Below are 26,138 nucleotides of genomic sequence, written 5' to 3'. Positions count from 1 at the left end.
CCTGGCCGCGCGCGGCGGCCGCAGCGCCGGCAGGGCCGGCCGGTCGCATGGCGGCGCCGGCCGTGCCGGGAGCGCCCGGCGACCCGGCGGAGGCCGGCGCGCCGGCCCCGTGCGCGGCAACCTGGGCCGCTTGGCCTGCCGGACCGCCCGGACCTCCCTGCCCACGTTGCATCCCCAGGTCCCGTCGGACCGCTTCAGCCTGGTCGGCCTGCGCCGATGCCGGCGCGCCAGCCGCCGTGGCCGGCATCCCGGCCGTCGCGGCGCCGCCCGCGGGCAATGGCGCGACCCGTCCGGCAGCGCCGGCAAGCATGCCACCCGTCGCCGAACGGCCGGCGGCCGCCTGCCCGGCGCCCGCCTCCAGCTCGCCCGCTTCCTGGCGCGCCCATACTTTCTCGATGCCGATCTCGCGCAGCCAGGCCCGTTGCAGGGCGTTGACGCGCAACGGCGCCGGCGCTCCGCCCGCTTCAGTCATTGCCTGCCTCTTCGTCATGCGCCAAGCGCTTCTGCATCACCACGGCGTCCTCGCGCTGTCCCTTGCCGGCGGGATAATAACCGCGCCGCACCCCTATCCTCAGAAAACCGTGCCGCTCGTAGAACGCCAGCGCGCGGGTATTGGTCGGCCGGACCTCCAGCAGCAGGCCGCCGATCCCGCGCGCCGCCGTACGGGCCTCGCACCAGCGCATCAGGTGCGAACCCAGGCCCTGGCCGTGCAGGGATTTCTCGACGGCGATCACCAGCAGATGGGAAACATCGGGGGCATGCATAAGGATGCAAAAGCCCACCAGGCGGCCGTCGCGGCGCACGCCGCAGGTGTCGTAGCCGGACGCCAGGGCGTCGGCGAAATTGCCGCGCGACCACGGGAAGGCCTGCACCGCGGCCTCGATGCGGGCCATCTCGTCCAGGTCATCGCTATGCAGGGGCCCCAGTTCGGCGGGCGCCCCCTCCGAGGTCCGCAGCGTCGGGGCCTCGGGCGCCGGCGGCAGATGCTGGGCCAGGGACGAGGCCGGCTCCGCCTTGGGATTGCCGCCCTGCCCCTGCATGCGCTCGGCCGTCGTGAACGCCACCTTGTCGCGCACGTACAGGGGCGCCGCCAGCTCCGCCGCCACCGCCTCGCCCCGGCGCCACGCCTGCGCGGCCAGCCGCGCCACCTGGCGCGCCTCGGGCCGGGTGGCATCGAAACGGGGCCAGTCCGCCGGGGGCGCCATGTGCGCGGCCAGCGTATCCCAGGCGTCGCCCGCGATCACCACCGACAAGGGCGCCCCGCAGCGGTCGCTCCAGCCGCCCAGCTGGGCCTCTGTCCAGGGCACCGCCTCCGCCGCGGCAATCAGCATGGGGGCCTGCAAGACTTCCCACCGGGTATCGTCGGCGGCGCCGTCCAGGCGCCTATAGACCGCCAGGTAGACTTCGTCCATCCGCGCATCCAAGGCCACCATCACCGCCTGGTCCGGACGCGCGGGCACCAAGGCCGCGACCGCCTGGTGCGACACCACGGGCAGCACGGGAATATCCCGCGCCAGGGCTATTCCCTGGGCCACGCCACACGCCACCCGCAAGCCGGTAAAGCCCCCGGGCCCCTGGCCGAAGGCCACCGCGTCCAGGTCCGCCACGTCCAGGCCGGCTTGCGCCAGCAGTTCGCGCGCCATGGGCAAGAGCCGCTCCGCGTGCTCCTGGGCGCCCTCATGCTCCCGGATGAGGATGTGGGGATTGCCGGCGTCGCCATGAAGAAGGGCGACGCCGCAGCGCGAAGAGGACGTTTCCAGAGCCAAAAGGGTGAGATTCATGGAGAAAGATTGTACGGAAAACCCGCATTTGCCTCGTTTGTAAGGGGGATTTCAACCGATATTCCCAATGTGTAATATCTTGTGAACGCCCACTAGCGGTCCAAAATCCCCGCTGTTACATTTGCCGCCATGAACACGCAAAACACTACCCCCACCCGTAAGGTCCTGGTCGTCGATGACGATCCCCGCTTGCGCGACCTGCTGCGGCGATACCTGTCCGAACAGGGATTCAACGTATTCGTGGCCGAGGACGCCAAGGAGATGGGCAAGCTCTGGCAGCGCGAACACTTCGACCTGCTGGTGCTGGACCTGATGCTGCCCGGCGAGGACGGATTATCCATCTGCCGCCGCCTGCGTGGGGGCCATGACAATACGCCCATCATCATGCTGACGGCGAAGGCGGAAGAAATCGACCGTATCGTCGGGCTGGAAATGGGCGCCGACGATTACCTGTCCAAGCCCTTCAATCCGCGAGAGCTGCTGGCCCGGATCAATGCGATCCTGCGCCGCCGCGGCACCGAAGAGCACCCGGGCGCGCCCAGCCAGGAAAACGAATCCATCGCGTTCGGGCCGTATGTCCTGAACCTGTCCACGCGCACCCTCACTCGCAACAACGAGCAAGTGCCCATCACGACCGGCGAATTCTCGGTCCTGAAGGTCTTTGCGCGTCATCCGAAAATCCCGTTGTCCCGCGACAAGTTGATGGAATTGGCGCGTGGCCGCGAGTACGAAGCCTTCGACCGTAGCCTGGACGTTCAGATTTCGCGCCTGCGCAAGCTGATCGAACCCAATCCATCGAAGCCGGTATTCATCCAGACCGTGTGGGGACTGGGTTACGTCTTCGTTCCGGACGGCGGCAGCTGATCCACTTTCCCGGTCCGGGGCATGAGGGGCGACGTCCCTGCCCCGCCCGCGCAGGATCCTCTCAAGCATGGCGTCGCGTATACGTCTAGGGCTGTTCGGCCGTACTTTTCTCCTGCTTGCCGCCTTGATGCTGGTCAGTCTGGGCGCCTGGCTGCAGGTGTTTTTCAGTATGGAGCTGGGACCGCGCGCCAATCAAATGGCGCAGCGGGTGATCACGGCCGTCAATATCACGCGTACGGCCTTGGTCTATTCCCAGGCCGACGAGCGCAGCAAGCTGCTGCTGGACCTGGCTACCAATGAAGGTATCCAGGTCTATCCGCGCGAGGTCACCGACTTCGCCGAACCCCTGCCCCACGACGATTACTGGCAGCGCGTGGCAGACCATATCCGTTCGCGCTTCGGTCCGGAGACGCAGATTTCCTGGGGCGTGAACCAGGTTCCCGGCTTCTGGGTCAGTTTCCAGATCGACCACGATCTTTATTGGCTGGTGTTCGAGCGCGAGCAGATAGGCCTGACCGGCGGCATCGAATGGCTGGGCTGGGGCGCGACCGCGCTGCTACTGTCCCTGGTGGGCGCAGCCGTCAGCGTGGGATTCGTGAACCGGCCGCTGTCGCGCCTGGCCAAGGCGGCGCAGATCCTGTCGCGGGGCGAAACGCCCGCCCCCCTGCCTGAAAACGGGCCAGCCGAAATCCGCGACCTGAACGCCTCCTTCAACCGCATGGCGAAGGACATCCGGCAGACCGAAGCGGACCGGGAACTGATGCTGGCCGGCATTTCGCACGACCTGCGCACGCCGCTGGCGCGCATGCGCCTGGAAATCGAGATGAGCGGCGTGTCGGAAGACGCGCGCCAGGCCATCGACGAGGACCTGGCCCAGATCGACCACAGCATCGGCCAACTGATGGAATATGCGCGGCCCGCCGGCACCCTGCCGCAGATGGCGACGGATATCTCCAGCGTGCTCACCGAACTGCTGGAGCGCGAGCGCAGCCATACCGCGTCCACGGGTGGCGAGTTGGAAGCCTTCATCACGCCGGGCCTGCGCGCCCGCATCACCGCGCTGGACCTCAAGCGCATCGTCAGCAACCTTATCGAAAACGCGCGCCGCTACGGCCGTTCCGGCGACGGCCAGGCGCACCTGGTCATGGCGGTGCAACCAGAGGGCAATATCATCGCCATCGAGGTTTCCGACCGTGGCCCGGGTATCGCCAGCGACGACGTCGAGCGGCTGCTGCGCCCCTTCTCGCGCGGCGAGGCGGCGCGCACGGGCGTCAGCGGCGCGGGATTGGGATTGGCTATCGTCGAGCGCCTGCTCAAGCACGTCGGCGGTTCGCTGAAGATGATGCCCCGGCAGGGCGGCGGGCTGACGGCGCGGATAGAATTGCCCAAAACAAAGATTAGGAATTATCAATTAGACAGTGAAAACCAATAGCGTAAAATTTAACGCTTACAAGGTTTCCCCAACCCAACAAACCAGGAGTTCACATGAAAACTGTTGGCGACAAGCTCGAGCCCTTCAAGGTTGCCGGCGTCAAGCCCGGCTTCAATCAGCACGAGGAAAACGGCGTCTCGGCCTTCGAAGACATCACCGAAAGCTCGTTTCCTGGCAAGTGGAAAGTGATCTACTTCTACCCGAAGGATTTCACGTTCGTGTGCCCGACCGAAATCGTTGGCTTCAACAAGCTGGCCAAGGACTTCGAGGATCGCGACGCCGTTCTGCTGGGTGGCTCCACCGATAACGAATTCGTCAAGCTGGCCTGGCGTCGTGAGCATCCGGACCTGAACAAGCTGGGTCATTACCAGTTCGGCGACACCACCGGCGCCCTGGTGGACCAGCTGGGCATCCGCGAAAAGTCGGCCGGCGTTGCGCTACGCGCGACCTTCATCGTCGATCCCGACAACGTCATCCAGCACGTGTCGGTGAACAACCTGAACGTGGGCCGCAACCCTGAAGAAGTGCTGCGCCTGCTGGACGGTCTGCAAACCGACGAGCTGTGCGCCTGCAACCGCTCGGTCGGCGGCGCGACGCTGTAATTCGCATGGGGGCCTGGCACTCCGATGGAGTACGCAGGCCGCTACCAGCCCGGTTCGCCGGGCTTTAACAGCCCTGGATTATAGGTAAAAACTATGGAATTCCTCCAAGCCATCAAGGAACTCGTGCCTGACTGGGCCAAGGACATCCGCCTGAATCTGGATTCGGTGATCGGCCGTTCCACCCTGCCCGCGGAAGATGCCGTCGGCGCCGCCCTGGCCGCCGCCTTCGCCGCGCGCAGCCCGGTGCTGGTCGAAGCCTTCAAGAAGGGCCTGTCCGAGACCGATGCGAACGGCGCGCTCACCGCGGCGTCGCTGATGGGCATGAACAATGTCTGGTACCCGTATGTCGAGATGTCGGGCGACGACCAGCTCAAGGGCCTGCCGGCGCAATTGCGCATGAACGCCTATGCGACCAGCGGCGGCGTGGAGAAAAAGCGCTTCGAGCTGTTTGCCCTGACCGCGTCCATCATCGGCAAGTGCCATTTCTGCATCCAGTCGCACTATGCCCTGCTGAAGCAGGAAGGCTACAGCACCGAACAGTTGCGCGACGTCGGCCGCATCGCGGCGGTCGTGAACGCCACCGCCCAGGTACTGGCGGCCCAGGGCAAGTAAGCGCCTGGCGATACGCCTTGCCCGAAAGCGCCGACGAAGCCCGTCGGCTCTTTTGGCCCTACCCCGCCCGAAAGCGCCGACGAAACCCGTCGGCTCTTTTGGCCCTACCCCGCCCGAAAGCGCCGACGAAGCCGTCGGCGCTTTTCACACGCGCGCCAGCAGCGTCACGACGGTCGCCGCGATGCCTTCCTTGCGCCCCAGGTATCCCAATCCTTCGTTCGTCTTGGCCTTGACGTTGACCGTGTCCGCCGCGATGCCCAGGTCCGCGGCGATATTGGCCACCATGGCGGCGGCATGGGGGCCGATCTTCGGCGCCTGGGCATGCACCGTCGCGTCCACGTTGACGACCTGCCAGCCGGCGTCCGCCACCTTCCCCATGGCGGCCCGCAGCAGCACGCGGCTGTCGGCGCCCTTGTAGGCCGCATCGGTGTCCGGGAAATGCCGTCCGATATCCCCCAGGCCCGCCGCGCCGAGCACGGCGTCGGTGACCGCGTGCAGCAGGACATCGGCATCGGAGTGGCCGAGCAGGCCATGGGTATGGGGTATGGTCACGCCGCCGATGACCAGCGGGCGGCCCTCCACCAGCGCGTGGACATCGAAGCCCTGTCCTACACGGAACGGGATAGTCATAGCCATTTTTCCATCAAGTCGAAATCATCGGGCCAGGTCACCTTGAAATTGCGCAAGGCGCCCGGCACCAGCAAAGGTGCGTGGCCGGCCGCTTCCAGGGCCGACGCCTCGTCGGTGACCGGCACGCCAGCCCGCGCGGCGGCGCGCAGGGCATCGGCGAGCATGCCGGCGCGGAACATCTGCGGCGTCTGGGCCAGCCAAAGGCCGTCACGGTCCAGCGTACGGGTAACACGCACCCGCGCGGGTGAGGCAGTGTCCAAGCGCCCGCCCTTGACCGTGTCGGCGACCGGCAAGGCCAGCAGCCCGCCCACCGCGTCGCCCAGGCAGGCATCGATCAGGCGCCCCAGGGCGTCGGCGGGCAGGCCGGGACGGGCGGCATCGTGCACCAGCACCCAGTCGTCGGCCGCCGCGCCGCTGTCGGCCAGGGCATGAGCCACGGTAGCCGCGCGCGTATCTCCGCCACAGTGGCTTACGACGGTGCGGGGCAGCCCGGCCAGCGCCTGGGCAGCCCAGGGATCATCGGGCGCCACGGCCACGCGCACCTCGCGGATGCGCGGGTCCGCCAGCAAGGCGAGCACCGCGTGGCGCAGCATGGGCTGGCCACGCAGCAGCCGATATTGTTTCGGCAGCGGGCCGGCAGGCGGGGCAACGGGCGCGGGCAAGGCGGTTGCGGAGGCAGCGTCCAGGCCGGATCGCGGCGCGGCCCCGGACCCGAGGGGCTCGAACCCAAGGGATCCAGACCGGAGGGGTTCAGACCGAAGGGGCTCGGCCTTGGAAGGCTGGGCGCGGGCGCCGACACCGGCGGCGGGAACGAGAGCAAGAAGAGACACGGACATAGGCCAGAGATTTTATAATCCTTCCACTCATGTCAGCTGAATCCTCCCCCACGATGGCGGCCGCAACGCCCCCCCTGGTCCCGGCGACCGCCCCCCTGCTTGCCGCACTCAAACCTGGCACCCGCTACGCGCATCCGCGCCCCCCGGGGTCCGGCGATGCGTGGCTGCTGGCCGACCTCGCCCGGCAGGCGGGCAAGCCCCTGGTCATCCTCACTGCCGACCCGCTGGAAGCCCAGCGCCTGGCCGAGGAAATCCATCTTTTCGCGCCCACCTTGCGCGTGCGCCAGCTGCCCGACTGGGAAACCCTGCCCTACGACGCCTTCTCGCCGCATCACGACCTGATCTCCCAGCGCCTGCAAACGCTGGACGCGCTGATGCATCGCGCGGTCGACGTGCTTACCGTGCCCATCACCACGGCCTTGTACCGGCTGCCGCCGCCAAGCTTCATGGCGGCCTATACGTTTTCGTTCAAGCAGCGCGACAAGCTGGACGAAGCCGGCCTGCGCGCCCAGTTGACCCTGGCCAACTACACCCACGTCACGCAGGTCACCGCGCCGGGCGAATTCTGCCTGCGCGGCGGCCTGATCGACCTGTTCCCCATGGGCTCGGTGGTGCCGTATCGCATCGACCTGTTCGACGACGAGATCGAATCGATCCGCGCGTTCGACGTCGATACGCAGCGCAGCCTGTACCCCGTCAACCAGGTACAGCTGCTGCCTGGCCGGGAATTTCCCATGGACGAGGACGCGCGCAACCGGTTCCGGGCGCGTTTTCGCGAAGTCTTCGAAGGCGATCCTTCGCGCGCCGTGCCCTACCGCGACATCGGCACCGGCATCGCCTTCGCCGGCGTGGAGTACTACCTGCCGTTGTTCTTCGAGGAAGTCGCCACGCTCTTCGATTACCTGGCGCCCGGCACCATCACCGTCACGCTGGGCGATATCGACGAGGCCATGCGCCGCTTCGGCCAGGATACGGCCAGCCGCTACGACTTTCTCAAGAGCGACCGCGAGCGTCCCGTGCTGCCGCCCGCCAGCCTGTTCCTGGACGGCGAAGACCTGTTCGGCCACCTCAAGGCCTTCGAGCGCCTGGCCTTGACGGCTGACGACAAGCATCCGGACATCGGCCCGGCGCCCGACGTGGCCGTCACGCGGCGCGCCGACGATCCGGTCAACCGCCTGCGCGCCGTGGTCGAAAGCGGCCGCTGGCGCGTGCTGCTGTGCGCGGACTCGGCCGGCCGGCGCGAGACGCTGAGCCAGATGCTGGGCGAGTTCGACCTGCGGCCCGACGCCGAGCCCGCGTCCATCGACGACTTCCGTGCGTCGAACAGCGAGCTGGCCCTGCTGGCCGCGCCGTTGACGACCGGCTTCAGCCTGCCCGGCGTACGCATCGCCTTCATCACGGAAAACGACCTTTACCCCGGCCAGACCACCACGGCCCGCCGCGGCCACCGCGCCCAGGAACGCGCCAGCAATGTCGAAGCCATGGTGCGCGACCTGTCGGAACTGCGCGAGGGCGACCCGGTGGTGCATGCCCAGCATGGCATCGGCCGCTACCACGGCCTGGTCAACATGGACATGGGCGAAGGCGAGATGGAATTCCTGCATCTCGAATACGCCAACGGCAGCACGCTGTACGTGCCGGTATCGCAGCTGCACGTGATCGCCCGCTATAGCGGCGCCGATCCCGAGGCCGCGCCGCTGCACCAGCTGGGCTCGGGGCAATGGGACAAGGCGCGCCGCAAGGCGGCGAAGCAGGTGCGCGACACCGCCGCCGAGCTGCTGGACCTCTACGCCAAGCGCGCCGCCCGCGAAGGCTATTCCTTCAAGCTGCCCTTGAACGACTACGAGGCCTTCGCCGAAGGCTTCGGCTTCGAGGAAACCGCCGACCAGGCGGCCGCCATCCAGGCCGTGATCCTGGACATGACCTCGGGCAAGCCCATGGACCGGCTGGTGTGCGGCGACGTCGGCTTCGGCAAGACCGAAGTCGCCTTGCGCGCGGCCTTCCTGGCGGTGGCCAACGGCAAGCAGGTGGCCTTGCTGTGCCCGACGACACTGCTGGCCGAGCAGCATGCGCAAACCTTCGCGGACCGCTTCGCCGACTGGCCGGTGCGCGTGGTGGAACTGTCGCGCTTCCGTTCGGCCAAGGAAATCTCGGCCGCCATCCAGGGCATCAACAGCGGCGGCGTCGATATCGTCATCGGCACCCACAAGATCCTCTCCAAGGATGTCCAGTTCAAGCAGCTGGGGCTGGTCATCATCGACGAGGAACACCGCTTCGGCGTGCGCCAGAAGGAAGCGCTGAAATCCCTGCGCGCCGAGGTCGACGTGCTGACACTGACGGCCACCCCCATCCCGCGCACACTGGGCATGTCGCTGGAGGGCATCCGCGACTTCTCCGTCATCGCCACCGCGCCGCAGAAACGCCTGGCCATCAAGACCTTCGTGCGGCGCGAGGACGGCAGCACCATACGCGAGGCCCTGCTGCGCGAACTCAAGCGCGGCGGCCAGGCCTATTTCCTGCACAACGAAGTGGAGACCATCCACAACCGCCGCGCGCGCCTGGAAGAGCTGGTCCCCGAGGCGCGCATCGCGGTGGCGCACGGCCAGATGGCCGAGCGCGAACTGGAACAGGTGATGAAGGGCTTCTACCAGCAGCGCTATAACGTGCTGCTGTGCACCACCATCATCGAAACCGGCATCGACGTGCCCAGCGCCAATACCATCGTCATCCATCGCGCCGACCGCTTCGGCCTGGCGCAGCTGCACCAGCTGCGCGGCCGGGTCGGTCGCTCGCACCACCAGGCCTATGCCTATCTGCTGACGCCGGGCGAGGACGCGATCACCAGCAACGCGAAGAAGCGGCTGGAGGCGATCCAGGCGATGGAGGAACTGGGTTCCGGCTTCTACCTGGCCATGCACGACCTGGAGATCCGCGGCACGGGAGAAGTGCTGGGCGAATCGCAGTCCGGCAATATCCAGGAGGTGGGCTTCTCCATGTACACCGAAATGCTCAACGAAGCCGTGCGTGCGCTCAAGGCAGGGGAAGAGCCCGACCTGGACGCCCCTTTCAATACGGCCTGCGAAGTCAATTTGCACACGCCTGCCCTGCTGCCATCGGACTATTGCGCCGACGTGCACGCGCGCCTGGCGGTCTACAAGCGCCTCTCGCACGCGGAGAACGACGACGAGGTCATCCGCATCCAGGAGGAATTGATAGACCGCTTCGGCAAGTTGCCCGAAGCCGCCACGACGCTGCTGGCCACGCACCGCCTGCGCCTGGCCGCGCTGGCGCTGGGCATCGTCAAGATCGATGCCAGCGAAAGCCAGGCCCTGGTCCAGTTTGGTCCCAAGCCCGCGGTGGACCCGATACGCATCATCGAACTGGTGCAGAAACAGCGCCACATCAAGCTGGCGGGCCAGGACAAGCTGCGCGTGGAGATCAAGGGCCAGCAGGTGCCGGCACGCGTCGACGCCGTGCGCACCGTGTTGCGCGCCCTGGCGTGACCGCAATGAAACGGCCGCCGCGAACCCGACCCTAATCCGGCCGCCGGCCCCGCCCCATGTTGCACCAGGGGCCGGGCCGGCGGCCATCATCGCATCCACATCCCTTCATAGCCATGACGATTCATCACCTGGTCCTGCAATCGCTTTCCCTCTCGTCCGAACAGGCCGAGCAAGTCGCCGCGCTGGCGCAGGCCCAGGGCCTGCAACGCCTCAGTGCCACCGCCGCGCGCCTGCTCGACGTACAGACCGACGCCGCCACCCGCGCCGAGGTCCGCGACTGGTGCGACCGCAACGGCATCGACCAGGCCTTCGTGCCCAAGGGCAGCCGCCTGTCCGACTGCAAGGTGCTGGTCATGGACATGGATTCGACGCTGATCAACATCGAGTGCATCGATGAAATCGCCGACATCGCGGGCGTCAAGCCCAAGGTGGCGGAGATCACCGAGGCCGCCATGCGCGGGGAAATCACCGATTTTTCCGAAAGCCTGCGCCGCCGCGTGGCGCTGTTGGCCGGCCTGCCGGCGCGCGCGCTGGAACAGGTCTACGAGGAACGCCTGCGCCTGAACCCGGGCGCCGAGCGGCTGATAGAGACCGCGCAGGCGGCGGGCATCAAGGTCATGCTGGTGTCGGGAGGCTTCACCTTCTTCACCGATCGTCTGCGCGAGCGGCTGAAGCTGGACAACGCCCAGGCCAATGATCTGGAAATCGAGAACGGCGTGCTGACCGGCAAGGTACGGGGTGAGATCATCGACGCCCAGGGCAAGGCCGCGCGCCTGCGCGAATTCGCCCGCCAGCACGGCGCGGCGCCGGAGCAGGTCATCGCCATGGGCGATGGCGCCAACGACCTGAAGATGCTGGGAGCCGCCGGCTGGTCCGTGGCCTATCACGCCAAGCCCATCGTGCGCGAGCAGACGCGCTATGCGTTGAATGTGTCGGGGCTGGATGGGGTGTTGAACTGGTTCGAGGGCTGAGGTATGGGAGGCACGGGCGATAGCCGCGCCGGCTCGGTCGCCGCGCTATCCGGCCGAGCCGCCTCGGAGGCAACGCTGTTCGGCCGCGCCTGCGCCCCCGCCCGCACGGCGACATCGAGCCGTTCCAACACGCCTCGCGCCGCCAGCAGGTCGGCCGAGGTCTGCACCACCGTGTAGGCGCCCAGGGCGATCTGCGCGGACCGCGACAGCATCAGGCGGGCGTCCGCAAGGTCGGCCGATGTCCCGGAAACCGTCATCGCCTGCATGGAGAGGTCCAGCGTCCGGGTTTCCAAGCGGGCGGCATATCCCCTCAACTCGGCGGCGGCCAAGGCCAGCGCCCGAGCGGCCTCCGGGATCGCGTTCGAGAAATCGGCTTGCGGAATATCGAAGACATGCGGGTCGATCAGCAACGGCGGCACCGGCGCGATGCCGGCAGGCATGGCGCCGGCCCACTCCGCGGGCTGTGGCTGCCCCGCTCTCATGCCAGGCGGCATGGGCATGGGGGAAAGCATAGGCATCGATAGTGGCATCGCCGGAGGTGCTGACGGAGGCACTTGCATTGATCGTGGCAGCGACGTCGACGCCGACCGGGACATCGGTATCTGCGGCGGCATTGCCGCCAACGCTGGTATTTGCGGCATTCGAGAACCGGCGCTGCCGAGCAGGCCCGTCATCATCTGGGCATACACGTCGAGCGTCATGGCGCCGCCCACTTGCGGGTTGGCGGCGTGGGTAGCGCGCCGTGCCTGGCTTTCCTGGGCCCGCACCGCACTCGGCTCGTAGGGGCCCGTATTCCTCCGCAAGGACAAGGTTTGCCTTCCGCGCGCGCGCTGGGCGCGCAGGCCATGGACGCCACGGCCGCTCGCCTGGGTAATCGGTAGCGCGGCCGCGGTCGCGGGACCGCCAGCGTCATTGGGAGCCGTGTTCGAAGATGAAACGAAGATAGCTGAGGGGTTGGCGGCGGGGATCATATTCCTTTCCTCACAATGTCCGAAGGCTTAAGCAGCACGCTCGAAGCCCGATGACCGGTGACCGGCGCTTGATGGCCAGCGCCCAGGTCCAAGCCCAAAAGCCCAAGTCCAAGCCTTGGTAGTGGGAAATCATCCGCCGCGGTTCCCTCGCGCCTGGCGTCCACGCCGTCTCGATACGCCCGCGGTTCAGCGCCGGGGCCCGGGGCCGAGCCGGCGCATCATGCCCCGACCATCAAACCTCCGTCCACTCCCGCAGCAGGTTGTGATAGTGATTCGTCAAGGCCAGCGTGTGCTCGGTCTCGCCGTGCTGCGCGCGCAGCGCCTGGATGGTCTGGTCCAGGTCGAACAGCATCTGCCGGCGGCCGTGCTCGCGCACCATGCTCTGGACCCAGAAGAAACAGGCACTGCGTTCCCCCTGCGTGACAGGCGTCACGCAATGCAGGCTGCTGGCGGGATACAGCACCATGTCGCCGGCGGGCAGCTTGACGGCATGCTCGCCATACGTGTCGCGGACGGTCAACTCCCCGCCTTCGTACTCGTCGGGATCGCAAAGGAACAACGTGGCCGACAGGTCGGTGCGCAGCCACCCCGGCGCACCGGGAAAGGTCCGCACCGCGCCATCCACATGGAAACCGTAGGTCTCGGCCGATGCGTACCGATTGAACAAGGGGCGTACCGTGCGCAAGGGCAAGGCCGCCGCGAAATAGGTAGGACTGCGGGCCAATGCGCGCAAGACGTATTCGCCCAGCGACTGCGCAAGCGGCGAGTTCTCGTCAAGCTGCCGGTTGCGCTTGACCGCGGCGCCCTGCCCCCCCACGGTCGCCCGTCCATCCACCCAGGGGCCGGCATCCAGCTGGCCGCGTACCTCCCGGACTTCATCGGGCTGCAGGATCTGGGGTATGTGCAGCATCATGTCGGTTGCCTCGTGTAGGGATAAGACGGACAGCGGGCGCGCGCCGTCGCGGAAAGCAACAGCCGCCGGCGCCAGGCTCGCGGGATATCTCCGCGAGCCTGGCGCCGGCGGCCGGCCCGGCCTGGCGTACGTCCGCTCAGAAGTGGATATTCGCCGTCAGCAGCACCGTGCGCGGCGCGCCCGGGAAGTAACGATATCCGCTCTTGTTGATCGCCGCCACATACTCCTTGTTGAACAGGTTATAGACGTTGAACTGGAAATCCAGGTTCTTGTTCACCGTGTAGCCCGCCATGGCGTCGAAGACCCAGTAGGACTGGACGTGGTCGGGCGTACCCACCGCCCCGTCGGTGCCGCGGTCCATGCTGCCTACGTAACGCGCGCCGCCGCCCAGGCGAAAGCCGTAGGGAAGTTGGTAGGTCGTCCACGCCGTGAAGGCATGCTTGGGCGTGTAGCTCAGGTTGTTGCCGCCGTTCTGGCTGACGGCGGGACCATTTTCCACCGTGGCGTTCTGGATCGTGTACCCGGCCGTGGCGGACCAGTTCTGCGTGATCTGGCCGCCCAGCCCCAGCTCCAGGCCTTGCACGCGCTTCTTCGCGGTTTGCGAGATGGTGCCGTCCGACTCGGTCTGCACGTCATTCTCGACGTCCGTGCGGAACAGCGCGGCGGTGGCCAGCAGGTTGCGGTCGAAGAACTCCCACTTGGTGCCCAGTTCCGCCGTCTTGGCCTTTTGCGGCTTGAAATCGGGGCTGTTGGCATTGGTGCCGTCGGCCGCCAGCGTGAAGGTCGCGCCGCCCGGGGGCTGCTGCGACACCGCGTAGTTGACATAGATGTTGCCATTGGGCGCCACGCGGAACAGGGTGCCCAGCTTCCAGTCGACCAGGTTGCCCGACTTCTTGGTGTCGATCGTGCCGATCGGCGATCCCGTCGGCGCGCCTGCGCACGGCACGGCATTGCGGCCCGTGCCGCCGCATGCGGTGGCGCTGTCATAGGTCGTGCGGTAGTGGTCCAGGCGGATGCCGCCGTTGACCTGCCACCAGTCGTTCATCTCGACGGTGTCGAAGATATAGGCGGCAACGGTATCCGTCTGCGCGTGCGCATCGGCGCCGTTGCTGTGGATGCCCTGCGCGCTGACGCTGCTGTCCGGGTTGTACAGGCTGACCGCCGGTTCCACCGCCGCGCTCAGTCCGTAGTTGTACTGGGTCTCGCGCGTCAGTTCGAAGCCGGCGCTGATGTCGTGCTTCAGGGACCCGGTGGAGAACTTGCTGGTGAGATTGGTCTGGTTGGTGAGGATGCGGTTGCTGACATTCTTCTGGTTGGGCGAACGCGCGACGTACCAGGTCGACGGGTCGGCCGCGTTGTAGCCCGGCTGCAGGCCCGACGTATAGGGCGACGCCGGCGCGGAAACCAGGAAGGACGTCAACAGGTAGTTTTCCTTGGTGCGCGCCCAGCGGGTGGTATTGCGCAGCGTCGTGTTGGCGTTGAAGTCGTGCTCCAGCCGCAGCGTCGCCATGTCGGTGGTCACGTAGTCGTGGTCCGAGGACGTGCCATAGAAATTATTGGTGTCGACCCGCGGGGCGTTGTTCATGAAGCCCAGCGCCGCGCTCGGCGCGCTGTAGCCGGGCAGGCCGATGGTGGGCACGCCGCCATCGGGCACATTGGTCTGCTTGATGTGCATGAAGTCGACATACACGCGATTTTCGGTGCCCAGGCCCCAGGCGAACGACGGGGCGACGCCCCAGCGGTTGTTCTCGATCTGGTTGCGGCCCGCCTGGTCGGAATCCAGTCCCATCAGGTTCAGGCGGAAGGCCGTCGTATCGCCCAGTTGGCGGTTCCAGTCCAGGGTGCTCCGCTTGTAGCGGGCGCTGCCGATACCGAAGCTGGCGTCGAAGCTGTCTTCCAGCTTGGGCTGCTTGGTATTCAGGTTGATTGAGCCGCTGGGCGCGCTGCGGCCATAGTCCGAGCCGGAAGGCCCCTTGATGACTTCGACCGAGTCGTAGTTGAACATGTCGCGCTTGACCGAGGCCGTGTCGCGGATGCCGTCGATATAAATGCTGTTCGAGGTATCGAAGCCGCGCAGGTAGATCGTATCGCCGGTGCTGGTCGCGCCGTTCTCTCCCGCGAAGAAGGTGCCGGCGCCGGCGACGTTGCGCATGGCATCCGTCAGCGTGGTGGCCTGCTGGTCCTTCATCATCTGCTTCGTGATGACCTGCACCGTCTGCGTCGTATCGACCAGGGGCTGGGTGAACTTGGGCGACTCCAGCCGGTCCGCCTTGTAGTCGTTACCGCGGTCGCCCGTGGTCTGGACCGGAGCGAGCGTGGTGACGCCGGACGTGCCGGCGCTTTGCGCCATCGCCGGCGCGGCCTGCCCCAGCATCACGGTGGCCAGGACGGAGGCGGCAGCCGTACCCACGGCGCTACCTTGGGCCAACGCCCTTGCCGGCGCGCCCTTGCGGTTTTTTATGTATGACATGGCTCTTTAAATAACGATAACGACAATGATTCTTGTTTTTGATTGATTTACGAATCATACATACCGTTAAAAGCCTGCACAATCTTCATAAAGACGCGCTGGAACTCATGTCGTCAAAACGCTACACGCTGATCAGCGGCCCATGACGGGCGACGACAATAAAAAATGCGGAATTCCCCCGGGGGGAATTCCGCCTTTTCCTGGCCTGTCCGAGCGTCCGGCAATCAAGCCGGGCGTATTGCCATCTCAGTCGCGGGTAGCGCGGCCATGCCTTTTATGTAGATAACGAATCACGAATCCCGGGTAGCCCAGCACCAGGAACAGGCACAGCCCGATTACGTAGAACTGCCAGCCTTGCGGGAACGGATTGCCCAGCGCCGATTCGAAAGCGAAACCGATCAGGCCCACGATCACGTAGAAGACCAGCACCTCGACCATGCGCAGCCAGAACGGCTTGGTCGCGGGCTCCCCTGCCCTGCGCCAGGCAAAGAGGGCGAACACGCGTTCATTCAGGAAGGGAAGATTGGCGCTGATCGCGGCTAGCGCGATCAGCAACCATACAGCCAGGGTCTGGTTCATGGAGGACCGGGGGACAAGTCGGCGGTCGCCGCTTGCCCCTGCCTACAGGCCCAGGGAGGTCTGGACGGCGCGGATGCAAGCCGCCATCAGGCCGCCGGGCACCAGGCCCAGGATCAACAGCAGGGCGCCGTTGATGGACATCAGGCCGCGCTGGGCGCAGGTCGCGCGCAGCGGCTGGCTCTCACCCACGGGCTCGTCGAAGTAGACGACCTTGACCACGCGCAGGTAGTAGAACGCGCCGATCAGCGAGAACAGCACCGCGATCACGGCGATGGTCACATGCCCCGCCTGGATCAGCGGTTGCAGCACGGCCAGCTTCGCGTAGAAGCCGACGGTGGGCGGCAGGCCGGTCAGCGAGACCATCAGCAGCAGCACGATGAACGCATGCCACGGGCTGCGACGGTTCAGGCCCTTCAGGTCGTCGATGTTCTCGCACTCGAAACCGTCGCGCGAGAGCAGCAGCACGATGCCGAAGCTGCCCAGCGTGGTCAGCACATAGGTGACCATGTAGAACAGCGCGGCGCCGTAGGCGCCGGCCGAACCTTCGCGGCCCGCGACCACGCCGGCGCTCAGGCCCAGCAGGACGAAGCCCATGTGCGAAATGGTCGAGTACGCCAGCATGCGCTTGAAGTTGGACTGGGCGATGGCGGTGATATTGCCGATGGCCAGCGACAGCACCGCCAGGATCAGCAGCATGGGCTGCCAGTCCGTGGCCAGGCCGTGCAAGGCTTCGATCAGCACGCGCAGCGTCATGGCGAATGCCGCCAGCTTGGGCGCGGCGCCCAACAGCAGGGTCACCGCGGTCGGCGAACCGTGATAGACGTCCGGCACCCACATATGGAAAGGCGCTGCGCCCAGCTTGAACGCCAGGCCGGCGACAATGAAGACCACGCCGAACACCAGCGCCAGCTTGTGGGCCTTGCCGGCGGCGATGACCGCGCCGACCTGCTGCAGGTCCAGATGGCCCGTCGAGCCGTAGATCATGGACATGCCGTACAGCAGGAAGCCCGATGCCAGCGCGCCCAGCACGAAGTACTTCATCGCGGCCTCGGTGGCCGTGGTGTCGTCGCGGCGCAGGGCGATCAGGGCATACAGGGCCAGCGACATCAGTTCCAGGCCCAGGTAGATCGACAGCAGGTTGCCCGCCGAGATCATCACCATCTGGCCCAGCAGGGCGAACAGCGCCAGCACATACAGCTCGCCGCCGCGCAGCATGTCGCGGCTTTGCGAATAGAGACGGCCGTACACCAGCGTGACGCCGACGGCGATGTAGGACGCGATCTTCAGCAGGTGGCTGAGGCCGTCGGTGACGAACAGGCCGTCGAACGTGCGCCCGGTCACGCCATTGCTCCACTGGAGCGCCGACACGATGGTCAACACCACCAGCGTCGCCAGCGACAGCAGGTAGGTGAAGAAGCGCGTCGGGTGATCGCTGACCGCATCGATCAGCAGGACGACCGCACCCATCACCAGCAGGATGATCTCAGGTGCCGCCAAGGCAAAGTCGATAGAGGTTTGCATAGGGGTCTAAGTCTTACAGTTTCGACACGGCGACGTGTTGCATCAGGGCCTGCACCGACGCGTGCATGACGTCGGTAAAGGGCTTGGGATAGATACCCATGTACAACACGGCAATGGCCATCACGCCCAGGATCAGGAATTCGCGGGGATTGATGTCGGTCAGTTGGCGCACATGATCGTTGGCGATTTCGCCGAAGGCCACGCGCTTGACCATCCACAGCGAGTACGACGCGCCCAGGATCAGGGCAGTGGCGGCCAGCAGGCCGACCCAGAAGTTGTGCTCGACCGCGCCCATGATCACCATGAATTCGCCGACGAAACCACTGGTGGCCGGCAGGCCGCTGTTGGCCATGGAGAACAGGACGAAGAAGGTCACGAAACGGGGCATGGTGTTCACCACGCCGCCGTAGTCGGCGATGCGGCGGCTGTGCACGCGGTCGTACAGCACGCCGATACACATGAACATGGCGCCCGAGACGAAGCCGTGCGAAATCATTTGCACGATCGCGCCTTCGATGCCGGCGGTGTTGAAGATGAAGAAACCCAGGGTGACGAAGCCCATGTGCGCCACGGACGAGTACGCCACCAGCTTCTTCATGTCTTCCTGGACGATCGCCACCAGGCCGATGTAGATCACGGCGATCAGCGACAGCGTGATCATCAGGCCGGCCAGGCTATGCGAGGCATCCGGCGCGATCGGCAGCGAGAAGCGCAGGAAACCGTACGCGCCCAGCTTCAGCATGATGGCGGCCAGCACGATCGAACCGCCGGTGGGCGCTTCCACGTGGGCATCCGGCAGCCAGGTGTGCACCGGCCACATCGGGACCTTGACGGCGAAGGCCGCCAGCAAGGCCACGAAGATCAGGATCTGCGGCGTCATGCCCAGCTTCAGGTTCTGCCAGGCGACGATGTCGAAGGAACCGCCCGACGCATTCCACAGGTAGATGAAGGCGATCAGGGTGAGCAGCGAGCCGAGCAGCGTGTACAGGAAGAACTTGAAGGCCGCGTAGACGCGGTTGGGGCCGCCCCACACGCCGACGATGATGTACATCGGGATCAGCGTGGCTTCGAAGAACACGTAGAACAACAGGCCGTCCAGCGCCACGAACACGCCGACCATCAAGCCGGAGAGGATCAGGAAGGCCCCCATGTACTGCGCCACGCGGCTGGTGATCACTTCCCAGCCGGCCAGCACCACGATGATGGTGATGAAGGCGGTCAGCAGCACGAACCACAGCGAGATGCCGTCGATGCCAAGGTGGTAGTTGACGTTGAAGGAGGAAATCCAGGAGGCCTTCTCGACGAACTGCATGGCCGCCGAGGACGACTGGAAGCCGGTGTACAGCGGAATCGTCACCAGGAAACCGACGATCGCGCCGATCAGCGACAGTCCGAGCGTCAGGCCGCGCTTGTTGTCACCGCCCACGGCCAGCACCAGCAGGCCGAAGACGATGGGCACAAAGACCGCGAGCGTAAGCCAGGGGAAAGTTTGGGATGCCATCTCGCTAGCCATTATTGGGGAATCAGTACGAAGAAGGTCACCAGGGCCAGGATGCCGATGATCATGGCGAAGGCGTAGTGGTAGATGTAGCCGGACTGCAGGTAGCGGCTGACACCCGCCACCCAGCCCACCAGCTTGGCGCTGCCGTTGATGATCACGCCGTCGATGAGGCCGCGGTCACCCGCCTGCCACAAGCCGCGGCCCAGGCAACGCGCGCCGCGCGCGATCACCTGCTCGTTGAACCAGTCGACGAAGTACTTGTTCTCGAGGATGCGGTTGATGCCGGACAGGCCGTTGTAGATCTTCGCCGGAACCTTCGGGTTGATCAGGTAGCAGTACCAGGCCAGGACCGCGCCGGCCACCACCAGCCAGAACGGCAGCGTGGTGAAGGCGTGCACGCCGAAGTCGACCCAGCCGTGCCATTCCTCGGCCAGCTCATGCATGGCCGGGTGTTGCGGCAGCACGGTGATGGCGCCGTTGAAGTACTTGCCGAACAGCATCGGATCGACCACCAGCGCGCCGATAATGACGGACGGGATGGCCAGCAGGATCAGGGGCAGCGTGACCACCCAGGGCGACTCGTGCGGTGGGCCGCCGTGGTGCCCGTGGCCGTGGTCGTCATGGCCGTGCGCGTGGTCGTCATGGCCATGGCCATGTGCGTCATGCGCGTGCGTGTCGAAGCGCGGCTTGCCGTGGAAGACCAGGAAATAGACCCGGAAGGAATACAGCGAGGTGACGAACACGCCGATCAGCGTGGCGTAGTGAGCAAAGCTCGCGCCCCAGACATCGGCGGCGCCGGCGGCCTCGATGATGTGTTCCTTCGAGTAGAAGCCCGAGAAGAACGGCGTGCCGACCAGGGCCAGCGTGCCGATCAGGAAGGTGATCCACGTAATGGGCATGTACTTGCGCAGGCCGCCCATGTTGCGGATGTCCTGGTCATGGTGCATGCCGATGATGACGGAGCCGGCGCCCAGGAACAGCAGGGCCTTGAAGAAGGCGTGGGTCATCAGGTGGAAGATCGCCACCGAGTAGGCCGAAGCGCCCAGCGCCACCGTCATGTAGCCTAGCTGCGACAGCGTCGAGTACGCGACCACGCGCTTGATGTCGTTCTGGATGATGCCCAGGATGCCCAGGAACAGCGCGCCGATCGCGCCGATCACGATGATGAAGGACAGCGCGGTATCCGAGTGCTCGAACAGGGGCGAGAAACGCGCCACCATGAAGATACCCGCGGTCACCATGGTCGCCGCGTGGATCAGCGCCGAGATCGGGGTCGGGCCTTCCATCGAGTCTGGCAGCCAGGCGTGCAGCGGCACTTGCGCCGACTTGCCCATGGCGCCGATGAACAGGCAGATGCACGCCACCGTGATCATCATCCAGTCGGTGCCGGGGAAGGTCAGGCCGGCCAGCTTGTCGGCTTGCGAGAACACGTCGCCGTACTGCATGGAGCCGGCGTAGTGGAACAGCAGGCCGATGCCCAGCACGAAACCGAAGTCCCCTACCCGGTTGATCAGGAAGGCCTTCATGTTGGCGAAGATGGCGGTCTTGCGCGTGTACCAGAAGCCGATCAGCAGATACGACACCAGGCCCACGGCCTCCCAGCCGAAGAACAGCTGCACCATGTTGTTCGACATCACCAGCATCAGCATGGAGAAGGTGAACAGCGAGATGTAGGCGAAGAAGCGCTGGTAGCCGGGATCGTCGGCCATGTAGCCGATGGTGTAGATGTGCACCATCAGCGATACCGACGTCACCACGACCATCATCATGGCCGACAGCGGGTCGATCAGGAAGCCGATGTTCAGCTGGGTGTTGCCGATCATGCTCCAGGTGTAGACCACGCCGTCGTAGCGATTGCCGTTGAGCACGTCGCCCAGCACCACGAAGGCGCCGATGGTGGAGATCAGGACACCGAGAATGGTGATCAGGTGCGCGCCGCGGCGTCCGATGGGACGGCCCAGGAAGCCGGTGCCGAACAGGCCGGCCAGGATGGCGCCTGCCAGCGGCGCCAGCGCGATGAGCAGGTACAGATTGGGTGAGCTAGACATTTTTTTCCCGGACTCCGTCAGCCCTTCAGGCGATCGAGTTCGTCAACGTTGATCGTGTTCAGGTTGCGGAACAGCAGCACCAGAATCGCCAGACCGATCGCCGCTTCCGCGGCTGCGACCGTGAGGATGAAGAACACGAAGACCTGGCCGGCGGTGTCGCCGCTCCACGTCGAAAACGCCACGAAGTTCATGTTGACGGCCAGCAGCACCAGCTCGATGGACATCAACAGGATGATCAGGTTGCGGCGGTTCAGGAAGATGCCGAAGATGCCGATGGCGAACAGGATCGCCCCCAGTATCAGGTAATGGGCCAGCGTCAGCGTCATTCTTGTTCTCCTTGGGCGGGGGCGGAGGCGGCCTTGCCGGCCTGGGCCCGCTCGCTCTGCGCCTGCATCTTCACGATGCGGAAGCGGTCCTGGGCGCGCACCTTGACGGCCGCGCTGGGGCTGAAGTACTTGACGTCGCGGCGGCGGCGCAGGGTCAGCGCGATGGCCGAGACCATGCCGACCAGCAGGATCACCGCGCCGACTTCGACGGCGTACACATATTGCGTGTACATGGCGGTGCCCAGCGCGCGCGCGTTGTTGTAGTCCGCGGCCACGGCGGCGGGACCGCCCGGCTGGTTCCAGGTGGAGCTCAGCACGAAGGCCATTTCCAGCACCAGGACCAGGCCGATGACCAGGCCCAGCGGCAGGTACTTCTTCAGGCCGGCGCGCAGGTCGCCCATGCGGATGTCCAGCATCATCACCACGAACAGGAACAGCACCATCACCGCGCCCACGTAGACGAGCACCAGCAGCAGGGCCAGGAACTCGGCGCCGAGCAGCATCCACAACAGGGCGGCGTTGAAGAAGACGAGGATCAGGTGCAGCACGGCGGTAACCGGACTGCGCGCCGTGATCACGCGGAAGGCGGCCACCACCAGGACGATGGCCAGCAGATAAAAGAGAACGGTCGTGAAAGTCATGGAGTCGTACCAGGCATCAACGGTATGGCGCGTCTTCGGCGCGACGACGGGCGATTTCGGGTTCGAACTGGTCTCCCACCGCCAGCAGCATGTCCTTGGTGAAGTACAGGTCGCCGCGTTTTTCGCCGTGATATTCGTGGATGTGCGTTTCCACGATGGAGTCCACCGGACAGCTTTCTTCGCAGAAGCCGCAGAAGATGCACTTGGTCAGGTCGATGTCGTAGCGCGAGGTGCGGCGCGTGCCGTCGTCGCGCACTTCCGACTCGATGGTGATGGCCAGCGCCGGACACACCGCTTCGCACAGCTTGCAGGCGATGCAGCGCTCTTCCCCATTGGGATAGCGGCGCAGCGCGTGCAGGCCCCGGAAACGCGGCGAAGCCGGCGTCTTTTCGTAGGGGTAACGCAGGGTCACCTTACGCTTGAAAAAATACTTACCCGTCAGGCGCAGGCCCTTGAGCAATTCGGTCAGCAACAGACTGCCGAAGAAATCCTTGATCGCTTCCATATCCAGCCTTTTCCTAATGCTCAGCGCCAAATATTCCAGGGCGTCTGCATCCAGATCGCCACCACCAGCAGCCACACGCCGGTCAGCGGGATGAAAATCTTCCAACCCAGACGCATGATCTGGTCGTAGCGGTAACGCGGGAACGATGCGCGGAACCACACGAACATCGAGACCACGACGAAGGTCTTCAGGCCCAGCCAGATCCAGCCGGGAATCCACGTCAGCGGCGCGACGTCGATCGGCGGCATCCAGCCACCCAGGAACATGATGGACGCCAGGGCCGACAACAGGATCATGTTGGCGTATTCACCCAGGAAGAACAGGGCGAAGGCCATGCCCGAGTACTCGACCATGTGGCCGGCCACGATTTCCGATTCGCCTTCCACCACGTCGAACGGGTGGCGGTTGGTTTCGGCGACCGCCGAAATCACGTAGATGACGAAGAGCGGCAGCAGCGGCAGCCAGTTCCAGGACAGGAAGCTCAGGCCGTGCGAAGCGAACCAGCCCTTGCTCTGTCCCAGCACGATTTCGCTCATGTTCAGGCTGCCGGACACCAGCAGCACCGTCACCAGCACGAAACCGATGGCCAGTTCGTACGACACCATCTGCGCGGCGGCGCGCAGGGCGCCCAGGAACGCATACTTGGAGTTCGAGGCCCAGCCGGCCACGATCACGCCGTACACGCCCACCGAGGTGATGGCCATGATGTACAGCAGGCCGGCGTTGACGTTGGCCAGCACCACCTGCGGGCCGAAGGGCACCACGGCCCAGGCGGCCAGGGCCGGCATCAGCGTGACCACGGGGGCCAGGATGAAGAGGACCCGGTTCGCCTCGGTCGGCAGCACCACTTCCTTGGTCAGCAGCTTGAACACGTCCGCGAACGGTTGCGCCAGGCCCTTGAAGCCCACGCGATTGGGGCCGAGGCGGATGTGCATGAAGCCGATCATCTTGCGTTCCCACAACGTGAGATAGGCCACGCAAAGAATGATGGGCACCGCGATGACGACGATCTTGACGAGCGTCCAGATGATCAGCCAGGGCGTCGCGCCCAACAAGGCCTGTCCCTGCGCTTCCAGGGTGTTGAGCCATTCCATCAGGCACGCTCCACGCTAATTTGACCAAAGGCGCCGCCGAGGGCGGCGGTTTTCTCGAAGCCGGCGGCGACGCGCACGGCGCGATCGGCAACGGCGTCGTCCTGCACGGTTTCCAGCTCGACGCTGCCCGTGGCGGTGGCGACCTTCACCTTGACGCCGGCGGTCAGGCCCAGGCCGGCCAGGGTGCGGCCGTTCATGCGCGCGGCCGGCGCGCGCGACGCGGGCGCCGCTTGCAGCGGTTCGGAGCGGCGCACGATGGCGTCGGTGCGGTAGATCGGCACATCGGCGACGCGCTCCAGGCCCGACAGCGCCTGGCCCACGCCGACGGCGGCCTCGATGCGGTTCGACAAGCGGCCTTCGATGCCGCCGGACAACACGGCGTCACGCACCGATTCCGAGGTCTCGTCATCGAAGCCGGGCAACTGCAGCACGTTGCCCAGCACGCGCAGCACCTTCCAGCCCGGGCGGCTTTCGCCGTGCGGGGCCACGGTGCCCTTGAAGCTCTGGGCCAGGCCCTGGGCATTGACGAAGGTACCCGAGGTTTCGGTGAAAGGCGCCACGGGCAGCATGACATCGGCCCAGTCGGCGGCGGCCGAGCGGTACGAGGTCAGCGCCACGGTGAATTGCGCGTCGCGCAGCGCGGCCACGGCTTGCGCGCCGTTGTCGGCGTCCAGCAGGGGCTCGGCATGCAGCACGACATAGGCCTTCAGCGGATCGGCCAGCATGGCGGCCGCGGTCTTGCCGCCCTTGCCCGGCACGGCGCCGGCCAGGTAGCCGCCGACGGTGTTGCCGCCGGAGGTCAGGAAACCGAAGCGCGCGCCAGCCAGGGTGGCGATGGCCTGGGCATTGGCGGCCAGCACCGAAGCCTGCGCGGATGCGACGGCCAGGTTGCCCAGGAACACGCCGGCATTGGCGCCGGAGGTCAGGCTGGCGGCGATCAGCTTGGCGTTTTCGCCCGGCGTCACCGAGGCGAATTCGGCGGGCGCGGCCTGGCCCTTGAGCTGGGCCAGCGCGACGGCGACTTCGGCCAGGGCGCGCGGCAGTTCCGACGGCGCCACCGTCAGGCGGCCGGCCACCGGCAGCAGCGGGTCATCGGCGGCGCTGTCGACCAGCAGCACCTGCGTGCCGCGCTTGGCGGCCTGGCGCAGGCGTTGCGCGAACAAGGGGTGGTCCTTGCGCAGGAAGGAACCGACGACCAGCACGCGGTCCAGCGCGTCGAGGTCGGCGATCGGCATGCCCAGCCACGGCGCGCCGGTCAGCGCGGCGTCGAAGGCCGGGTCGGTCTGGCGCAGGCGGAAGTCGATGTTTTCCGAACCCAGGGCGCGCACCAGGCGGCCCAGCAGCGCGTATTCCTCGGTGGTGGCGTACTCGGTCGCCAGCGCGCCGATCTGGCCGGCGCCGAAGCTGTCGCGCACGCGCGCCAGGCCCTGGCCCACGGCCTGCAGCGCATCGGCCCACGAGGCTTCGCGCCACGTGCCGTCGGCGTTGCGGATCATGGGCACGCCCAGGCGGTCTTCGCTGTTCAGGCCTTCATACGAGAAGCGGTCGCGGTCGCTGATCCAGCACTCGTTGACGGCTTCGTTCTCGAAGGGCACCACGCGCATGACGTGCTCGCCCTTGACTTGCACCACCAGGTTGGCGCCCACGCTGTCATGCGGGCTGACCGAACGGCGGCGCGCCAGCTCCCAGGTACGGGCGCTGTAGCGGAACGGCTTGGAGGTCAGCGCGCCGACGGGACAGAGATCGATCATGTTGCCGGACAGTTCCGACTCGATCGAACGGCCGACGAAGGTGGTGATTTCGGAATGCTCGCCGCGATTGAGCATGCCCAGTTCCATGACGCCGGCGATTTCCTGGCCGAAGCGCACGCAACGGGTGCAGTGGATGCAGCGGGTCATTTCCTCGGCCGACACCAGCGGGCCGAGATCCTTGTGGAACACCACGCGCTTTTCTTCGTGATAGCGCGAAGCCGAGCCGCCGTAGCCGACGGCCAGGTCCTGCAGCTGGCACTCGCCGCCCTGGTCGCAGATCGGGCAGTCCAGCGGGTGGTTGATCAGCAGGAACTCCATGACCGACTTTTGCGCGGCCTTGGCTTTTTCCGAATTGGTGAAGACCACCATGCCGTTGGTCACGGGGGTGGCGCAGGCCGGCAGGGCCTTGGGCGCCTTCTCCACTTCGACCAGGCACATGCGGCAGTTCGCCGCGATGGAGAGCTTCTTGTGGTAGCAGAAATGCGGCACGTACTGCCCGACTTTCTGGGCCGCATGCATCACCATGCTGCCTTCGGGCACTTCTACCTTGTTGCCGTCGACGGTTAGTTCAACCATTGCTGTTCCTG

21 protein-coding genes and 1 pseudogene are annotated in these 26,138 nt (G+C 66.0%); 6 read left to right on the top strand and 16 right to left on the bottom strand.

The genetic code is table 11. From position 1 onward, the window contains the following. Nucleotides 1-472 (bottom strand): annotated as a pseudogene (locus tag C7R54_RS29255) (hypothetical protein); the annotation flags it as partial. Then, nucleotides 465-1,781, bottom strand: a complete 1,317-nt coding sequence (tsaB, locus tag C7R54_RS16750; RefSeq protein WP_129151551.1) for a tRNA (adenosine(37)-N6)-threonylcarbamoyltransferase complex dimerization subunit type 1 TsaB — start codon at nt 1,779-1,781, stop codon at nt 465-467. The pseudogene C7R54_RS29255 and the gene tsaB, both read right to left, overlap by 8 nt. A gap of 129 nt (nt 1,782-1,910) precedes the next feature. On the opposite strand from tsaB, the gene risA reads away from it, so the two are divergent. The 4 genes from risA (at nt 1,911) to C7R54_RS16730 (ending at nt 5,291) form a co-directional block, all read left to right on the top strand. Continuing rightward, entirely contained in the window at nt 1,911-2,645 is a 735-nt protein-coding gene (gene risA / locus C7R54_RS16745) for a response regulator transcription factor RisA (RefSeq protein WP_066639002.1), read from the top strand. Nucleotides 2,646-2,712: 67 nt separating this feature from the next. After that, nucleotides 2,713-4,077: a sensor histidine kinase RisS gene (risS, locus tag C7R54_RS16740; protein WP_129151550.1), complete on the top strand. Its 1,365-nt coding sequence runs from the start codon at nt 2,713-2,715 to the stop codon at nt 4,075-4,077. Nucleotides 4,078-4,130: 53 nt separating this feature from the next. Next, complete coding sequence (locus C7R54_RS16735; RefSeq protein ID WP_094852399.1) at nt 4,131-4,679, top strand: peroxiredoxin; 549 nt, start codon at nt 4,131-4,133, stop codon at nt 4,677-4,679. 93 nt (nt 4,680-4,772) lie between these two features. Continuing rightward, entirely contained in the window at nt 4,773-5,291 is a 519-nt protein-coding gene (locus C7R54_RS16730; RefSeq protein WP_129151549.1) for a carboxymuconolactone decarboxylase family protein, read from the top strand. A 144-nt stretch (nt 5,292-5,435) separates the two neighbouring features. Here the strand turns inward: C7R54_RS16730 and ispF are convergent, their stop codons facing one another. Together ispF and C7R54_RS16720 are read right to left on the bottom strand one after the other, a co-directional pair. Continuing rightward, the gene (ispF, locus tag C7R54_RS16725) at nt 5,436-5,921 is read right to left on the bottom strand and encodes a 2-C-methyl-D-erythritol 2,4-cyclodiphosphate synthase (protein ID WP_129151548.1); all 486 of its coding nucleotides are present in this window, start codon (nt 5,919-5,921) and stop codon (nt 5,436-5,438) included. Continuing rightward, the gene (locus C7R54_RS16720; protein ID WP_129151547.1) at nt 5,918-6,757 is read right to left on the bottom strand and encodes an IspD/TarI family cytidylyltransferase; all 840 of its coding nucleotides are present in this window, start codon (nt 6,755-6,757) and stop codon (nt 5,918-5,920) included. Before C7R54_RS16720 ends, ispF begins: the two co-directional genes overlap by 4 nt. Nucleotides 6,758-6,810: 53 nt before the next feature. Between C7R54_RS16720 and mfd the strand changes: the two genes are divergently transcribed. Together mfd and serB are read left to right on the top strand one after the other, a co-directional pair. Next, nucleotides 6,811-10,260 carry a transcription-repair coupling factor gene (gene mfd / locus C7R54_RS16715; protein WP_129151602.1) on the top strand — a complete coding sequence of 1,150 codons (3,450 nt, stop codon included), beginning with the start codon at nt 6,811-6,813 and terminating at the stop codon, nt 10,258-10,260. A gap of 113 nt (nt 10,261-10,373) precedes the next feature. Then, complete coding sequence (serB, locus tag C7R54_RS16710) at nt 10,374-11,231, top strand: phosphoserine phosphatase SerB (RefSeq protein WP_129151546.1); 858 nt, start codon at nt 10,374-10,376, stop codon at nt 11,229-11,231. On the opposite strand, the gene C7R54_RS16705 is transcribed toward serB, so the two are convergent. The 12 genes from C7R54_RS16705 to nuoG all read right to left on the bottom strand — a co-directional run bounded on the left by C7R54_RS16705 (nt 11,177) and on the right by nuoG (nt 26,127). After that, nucleotides 11,177-11,671: a hypothetical protein gene (locus C7R54_RS16705; protein ID WP_129151545.1), complete on the bottom strand. Its 495-nt coding sequence runs from the start codon at nt 11,669-11,671 to the stop codon at nt 11,177-11,179. The two genes, serB and C7R54_RS16705, sit on opposite strands and share 55 nt — an antisense overlap. A gap of 763 nt (nt 11,672-12,434) precedes the next feature. Further along, nucleotides 12,435-13,115, bottom strand: a complete 681-nt coding sequence (locus C7R54_RS16700; RefSeq protein ID WP_129151544.1) for a Fe2+-dependent dioxygenase — start codon at nt 13,113-13,115, stop codon at nt 12,435-12,437. A 136-nt stretch (nt 13,116-13,251) separates the two neighbouring features. Then, complete coding sequence (locus C7R54_RS16695; RefSeq protein WP_129151543.1) at nt 13,252-15,585, bottom strand: catecholate siderophore receptor Fiu; 2,334 nt, start codon at nt 15,583-15,585, stop codon at nt 13,252-13,254. A gap of 246 nt (nt 15,586-15,831) precedes the next feature. After that, nucleotides 15,832-16,164: a DUF2818 family protein gene (locus tag C7R54_RS16690; protein ID WP_129151542.1), complete on the bottom strand. Its 333-nt coding sequence runs from the start codon at nt 16,162-16,164 to the stop codon at nt 15,832-15,834. Between the two features lie 42 nt (nt 16,165-16,206). Next, nucleotides 16,207-17,685, bottom strand: coding sequence for an NADH-quinone oxidoreductase subunit NuoN (nuoN, locus tag C7R54_RS16685; protein WP_129151541.1), 1,479 nt, complete (start codon nt 17,683-17,685; stop codon nt 16,207-16,209). A 13-nt stretch (nt 17,686-17,698) separates the two neighbouring features. Further along, a complete protein-coding gene (locus C7R54_RS16680; protein ID WP_129151540.1) occupies nt 17,699-19,201 on the bottom strand; it encodes an NADH-quinone oxidoreductase subunit M in 1,503 nt (500 codons plus the stop codon). Further along, the gene (nuoL, locus tag C7R54_RS16675) at nt 19,198-21,234 is read right to left on the bottom strand and encodes an NADH-quinone oxidoreductase subunit L (RefSeq protein WP_129151539.1); all 2,037 of its coding nucleotides are present in this window, start codon (nt 21,232-21,234) and stop codon (nt 19,198-19,200) included. Before nuoL ends, C7R54_RS16680 begins: the two co-directional genes overlap by 4 nt. A gap of 17 nt (nt 21,235-21,251) precedes the next feature. Further along, nucleotides 21,252-21,560 (bottom strand): NADH-quinone oxidoreductase subunit NuoK, encoded by a 309-nt coding sequence (nuoK, locus tag C7R54_RS16670; RefSeq protein ID WP_129151538.1) that lies wholly within the window; start codon nt 21,558-21,560, stop codon nt 21,252-21,254. Next, nucleotides 21,557-22,201 (bottom strand): NADH-quinone oxidoreductase subunit J, encoded by a 645-nt coding sequence (locus C7R54_RS16665; protein WP_129151537.1) that lies wholly within the window; start codon nt 22,199-22,201, stop codon nt 21,557-21,559. Before C7R54_RS16665 ends, nuoK begins: the two co-directional genes overlap by 4 nt. A 16-nt stretch (nt 22,202-22,217) precedes the next feature. Beyond that, nucleotides 22,218-22,706 carry an NADH-quinone oxidoreductase subunit NuoI gene (nuoI, locus tag C7R54_RS16660; protein ID WP_129151536.1) on the bottom strand — a complete coding sequence of 163 codons (489 nt, stop codon included), beginning with the start codon at nt 22,704-22,706 and terminating at the stop codon, nt 22,218-22,220. Nucleotides 22,707-22,726: 20 nt separating this feature from the next. Next, nucleotides 22,727-23,800, bottom strand: coding sequence for an NADH-quinone oxidoreductase subunit NuoH (gene nuoH / locus C7R54_RS16655; RefSeq protein WP_129151535.1), 1,074 nt, complete (start codon nt 23,798-23,800; stop codon nt 22,727-22,729). Further along, complete coding sequence (gene nuoG / locus C7R54_RS16650; RefSeq protein WP_129151534.1) at nt 23,800-26,127, bottom strand: NADH-quinone oxidoreductase subunit NuoG; 2,328 nt, start codon at nt 26,125-26,127, stop codon at nt 23,800-23,802. The genes nuoH and nuoG overlap by 1 nt, the downstream gene beginning before the upstream one ends. Nucleotides 26,128-26,138: the final 11 nt, after the last annotated feature.

The sequence above is a fragment of the Achromobacter aloeverae genome (assembly GCF_004121055.1).
GTDB lineage: Bacteria > Pseudomonadota > Gammaproteobacteria > Burkholderiales > Burkholderiaceae_B > Bordetella_C > Bordetella_C aloeverae.
This window is presented reverse-complemented; position numbering and strand designations above follow the sequence as displayed.

Bases quoted from the DNA above. Each gene is read 5' to 3' on its own strand.
- C7R54_RS16730 (WP_129151549.1), top strand. From the start codon at position 4,773: ATGGAATTCCTCCAAGCCATCAAGGAACTCGTGCCTGACTGGGCCAAG.
- C7R54_RS16735 (WP_094852399.1), top strand. From the start codon at position 4,131: ATGAAAACTGTTGGCGACAAGCTCGAGCCCTTCAAGGTTGCCGGCGTC.
- serB (WP_129151546.1), top strand. From the start codon at position 10,374: ATGACGATTCATCACCTGGTCCTGCAATCGCTTTCCCTCTCGTCCGAA.
- C7R54_RS16665 (WP_129151537.1), bottom strand. From the start codon at position 22,201: ATGACTTTCACGACCGTTCTCTTTTATCTGCTGGCCATCGTCCTGGTG.
- C7R54_RS16690 (WP_129151542.1), bottom strand. From the start codon at position 16,164: ATGAACCAGACCCTGGCTGTATGGTTGCTGATCGCGCTAGCCGCGATC.
- nuoG (WP_129151534.1), bottom strand. From the start codon at position 26,127: ATGGTTGAACTAACCGTCGACGGCAACAAGGTAGAAGTGCCCGAAGGC.
- C7R54_RS16720 (WP_129151547.1), bottom strand. From the start codon at position 6,757: ATGTCCGTGTCTCTTCTTGCTCTCGTTCCCGCCGCCGGTGTCGGCGCC.
- C7R54_RS16705 (WP_129151545.1), bottom strand. From the start codon at position 11,671: ATGCCTGCCGGCATCGCGCCGGTGCCGCCGTTGCTGATCGACCCGCAT.
- mfd (WP_129151602.1), top strand. From the start codon at position 6,811: ATGGCGGCCGCAACGCCCCCCCTGGTCCCGGCGACCGCCCCCCTGCTT.
- nuoN (WP_129151541.1), bottom strand. From the start codon at position 17,685: ATGCAAACCTCTATCGACTTTGCCTTGGCGGCACCTGAGATCATCCTG.
- nuoL (WP_129151539.1), bottom strand. From the start codon at position 21,234: ATGTCTAGCTCACCCAATCTGTACCTGCTCATCGCGCTGGCGCCGCTG.
- tsaB (WP_129151551.1), bottom strand. From the start codon at position 1,781: ATGAATCTCACCCTTTTGGCTCTGGAAACGTCCTCTTCGCGCTGCGGC.
- nuoI (WP_129151536.1), bottom strand. From the start codon at position 22,706: ATGGAAGCGATCAAGGATTTCTTCGGCAGTCTGTTGCTGACCGAATTG.
- risS (WP_129151550.1), top strand. From the start codon at position 2,713: ATGGCGTCGCGTATACGTCTAGGGCTGTTCGGCCGTACTTTTCTCCTG.
- C7R54_RS16700 (WP_129151544.1), bottom strand. From the start codon at position 13,115: ATGATGCTGCACATACCCCAGATCCTGCAGCCCGATGAAGTCCGGGAG.
- C7R54_RS16695 (WP_129151543.1), bottom strand. From the start codon at position 15,585: ATGTCATACATAAAAAACCGCAAGGGCGCGCCGGCAAGGGCGTTGGCC.
- nuoH (WP_129151535.1), bottom strand. From the start codon at position 23,800: ATGGAATGGCTCAACACCCTGGAAGCGCAGGGACAGGCCTTGTTGGGC.
- nuoK (WP_129151538.1), bottom strand. From the start codon at position 21,560: ATGACGCTGACGCTGGCCCATTACCTGATACTGGGGGCGATCCTGTTC.
- ispF (WP_129151548.1), bottom strand. From the start codon at position 5,921: ATGACTATCCCGTTCCGTGTAGGACAGGGCTTCGATGTCCACGCGCTG.
- risA (WP_066639002.1), top strand. From the start codon at position 1,911: ATGAACACGCAAAACACTACCCCCACCCGTAAGGTCCTGGTCGTCGAT.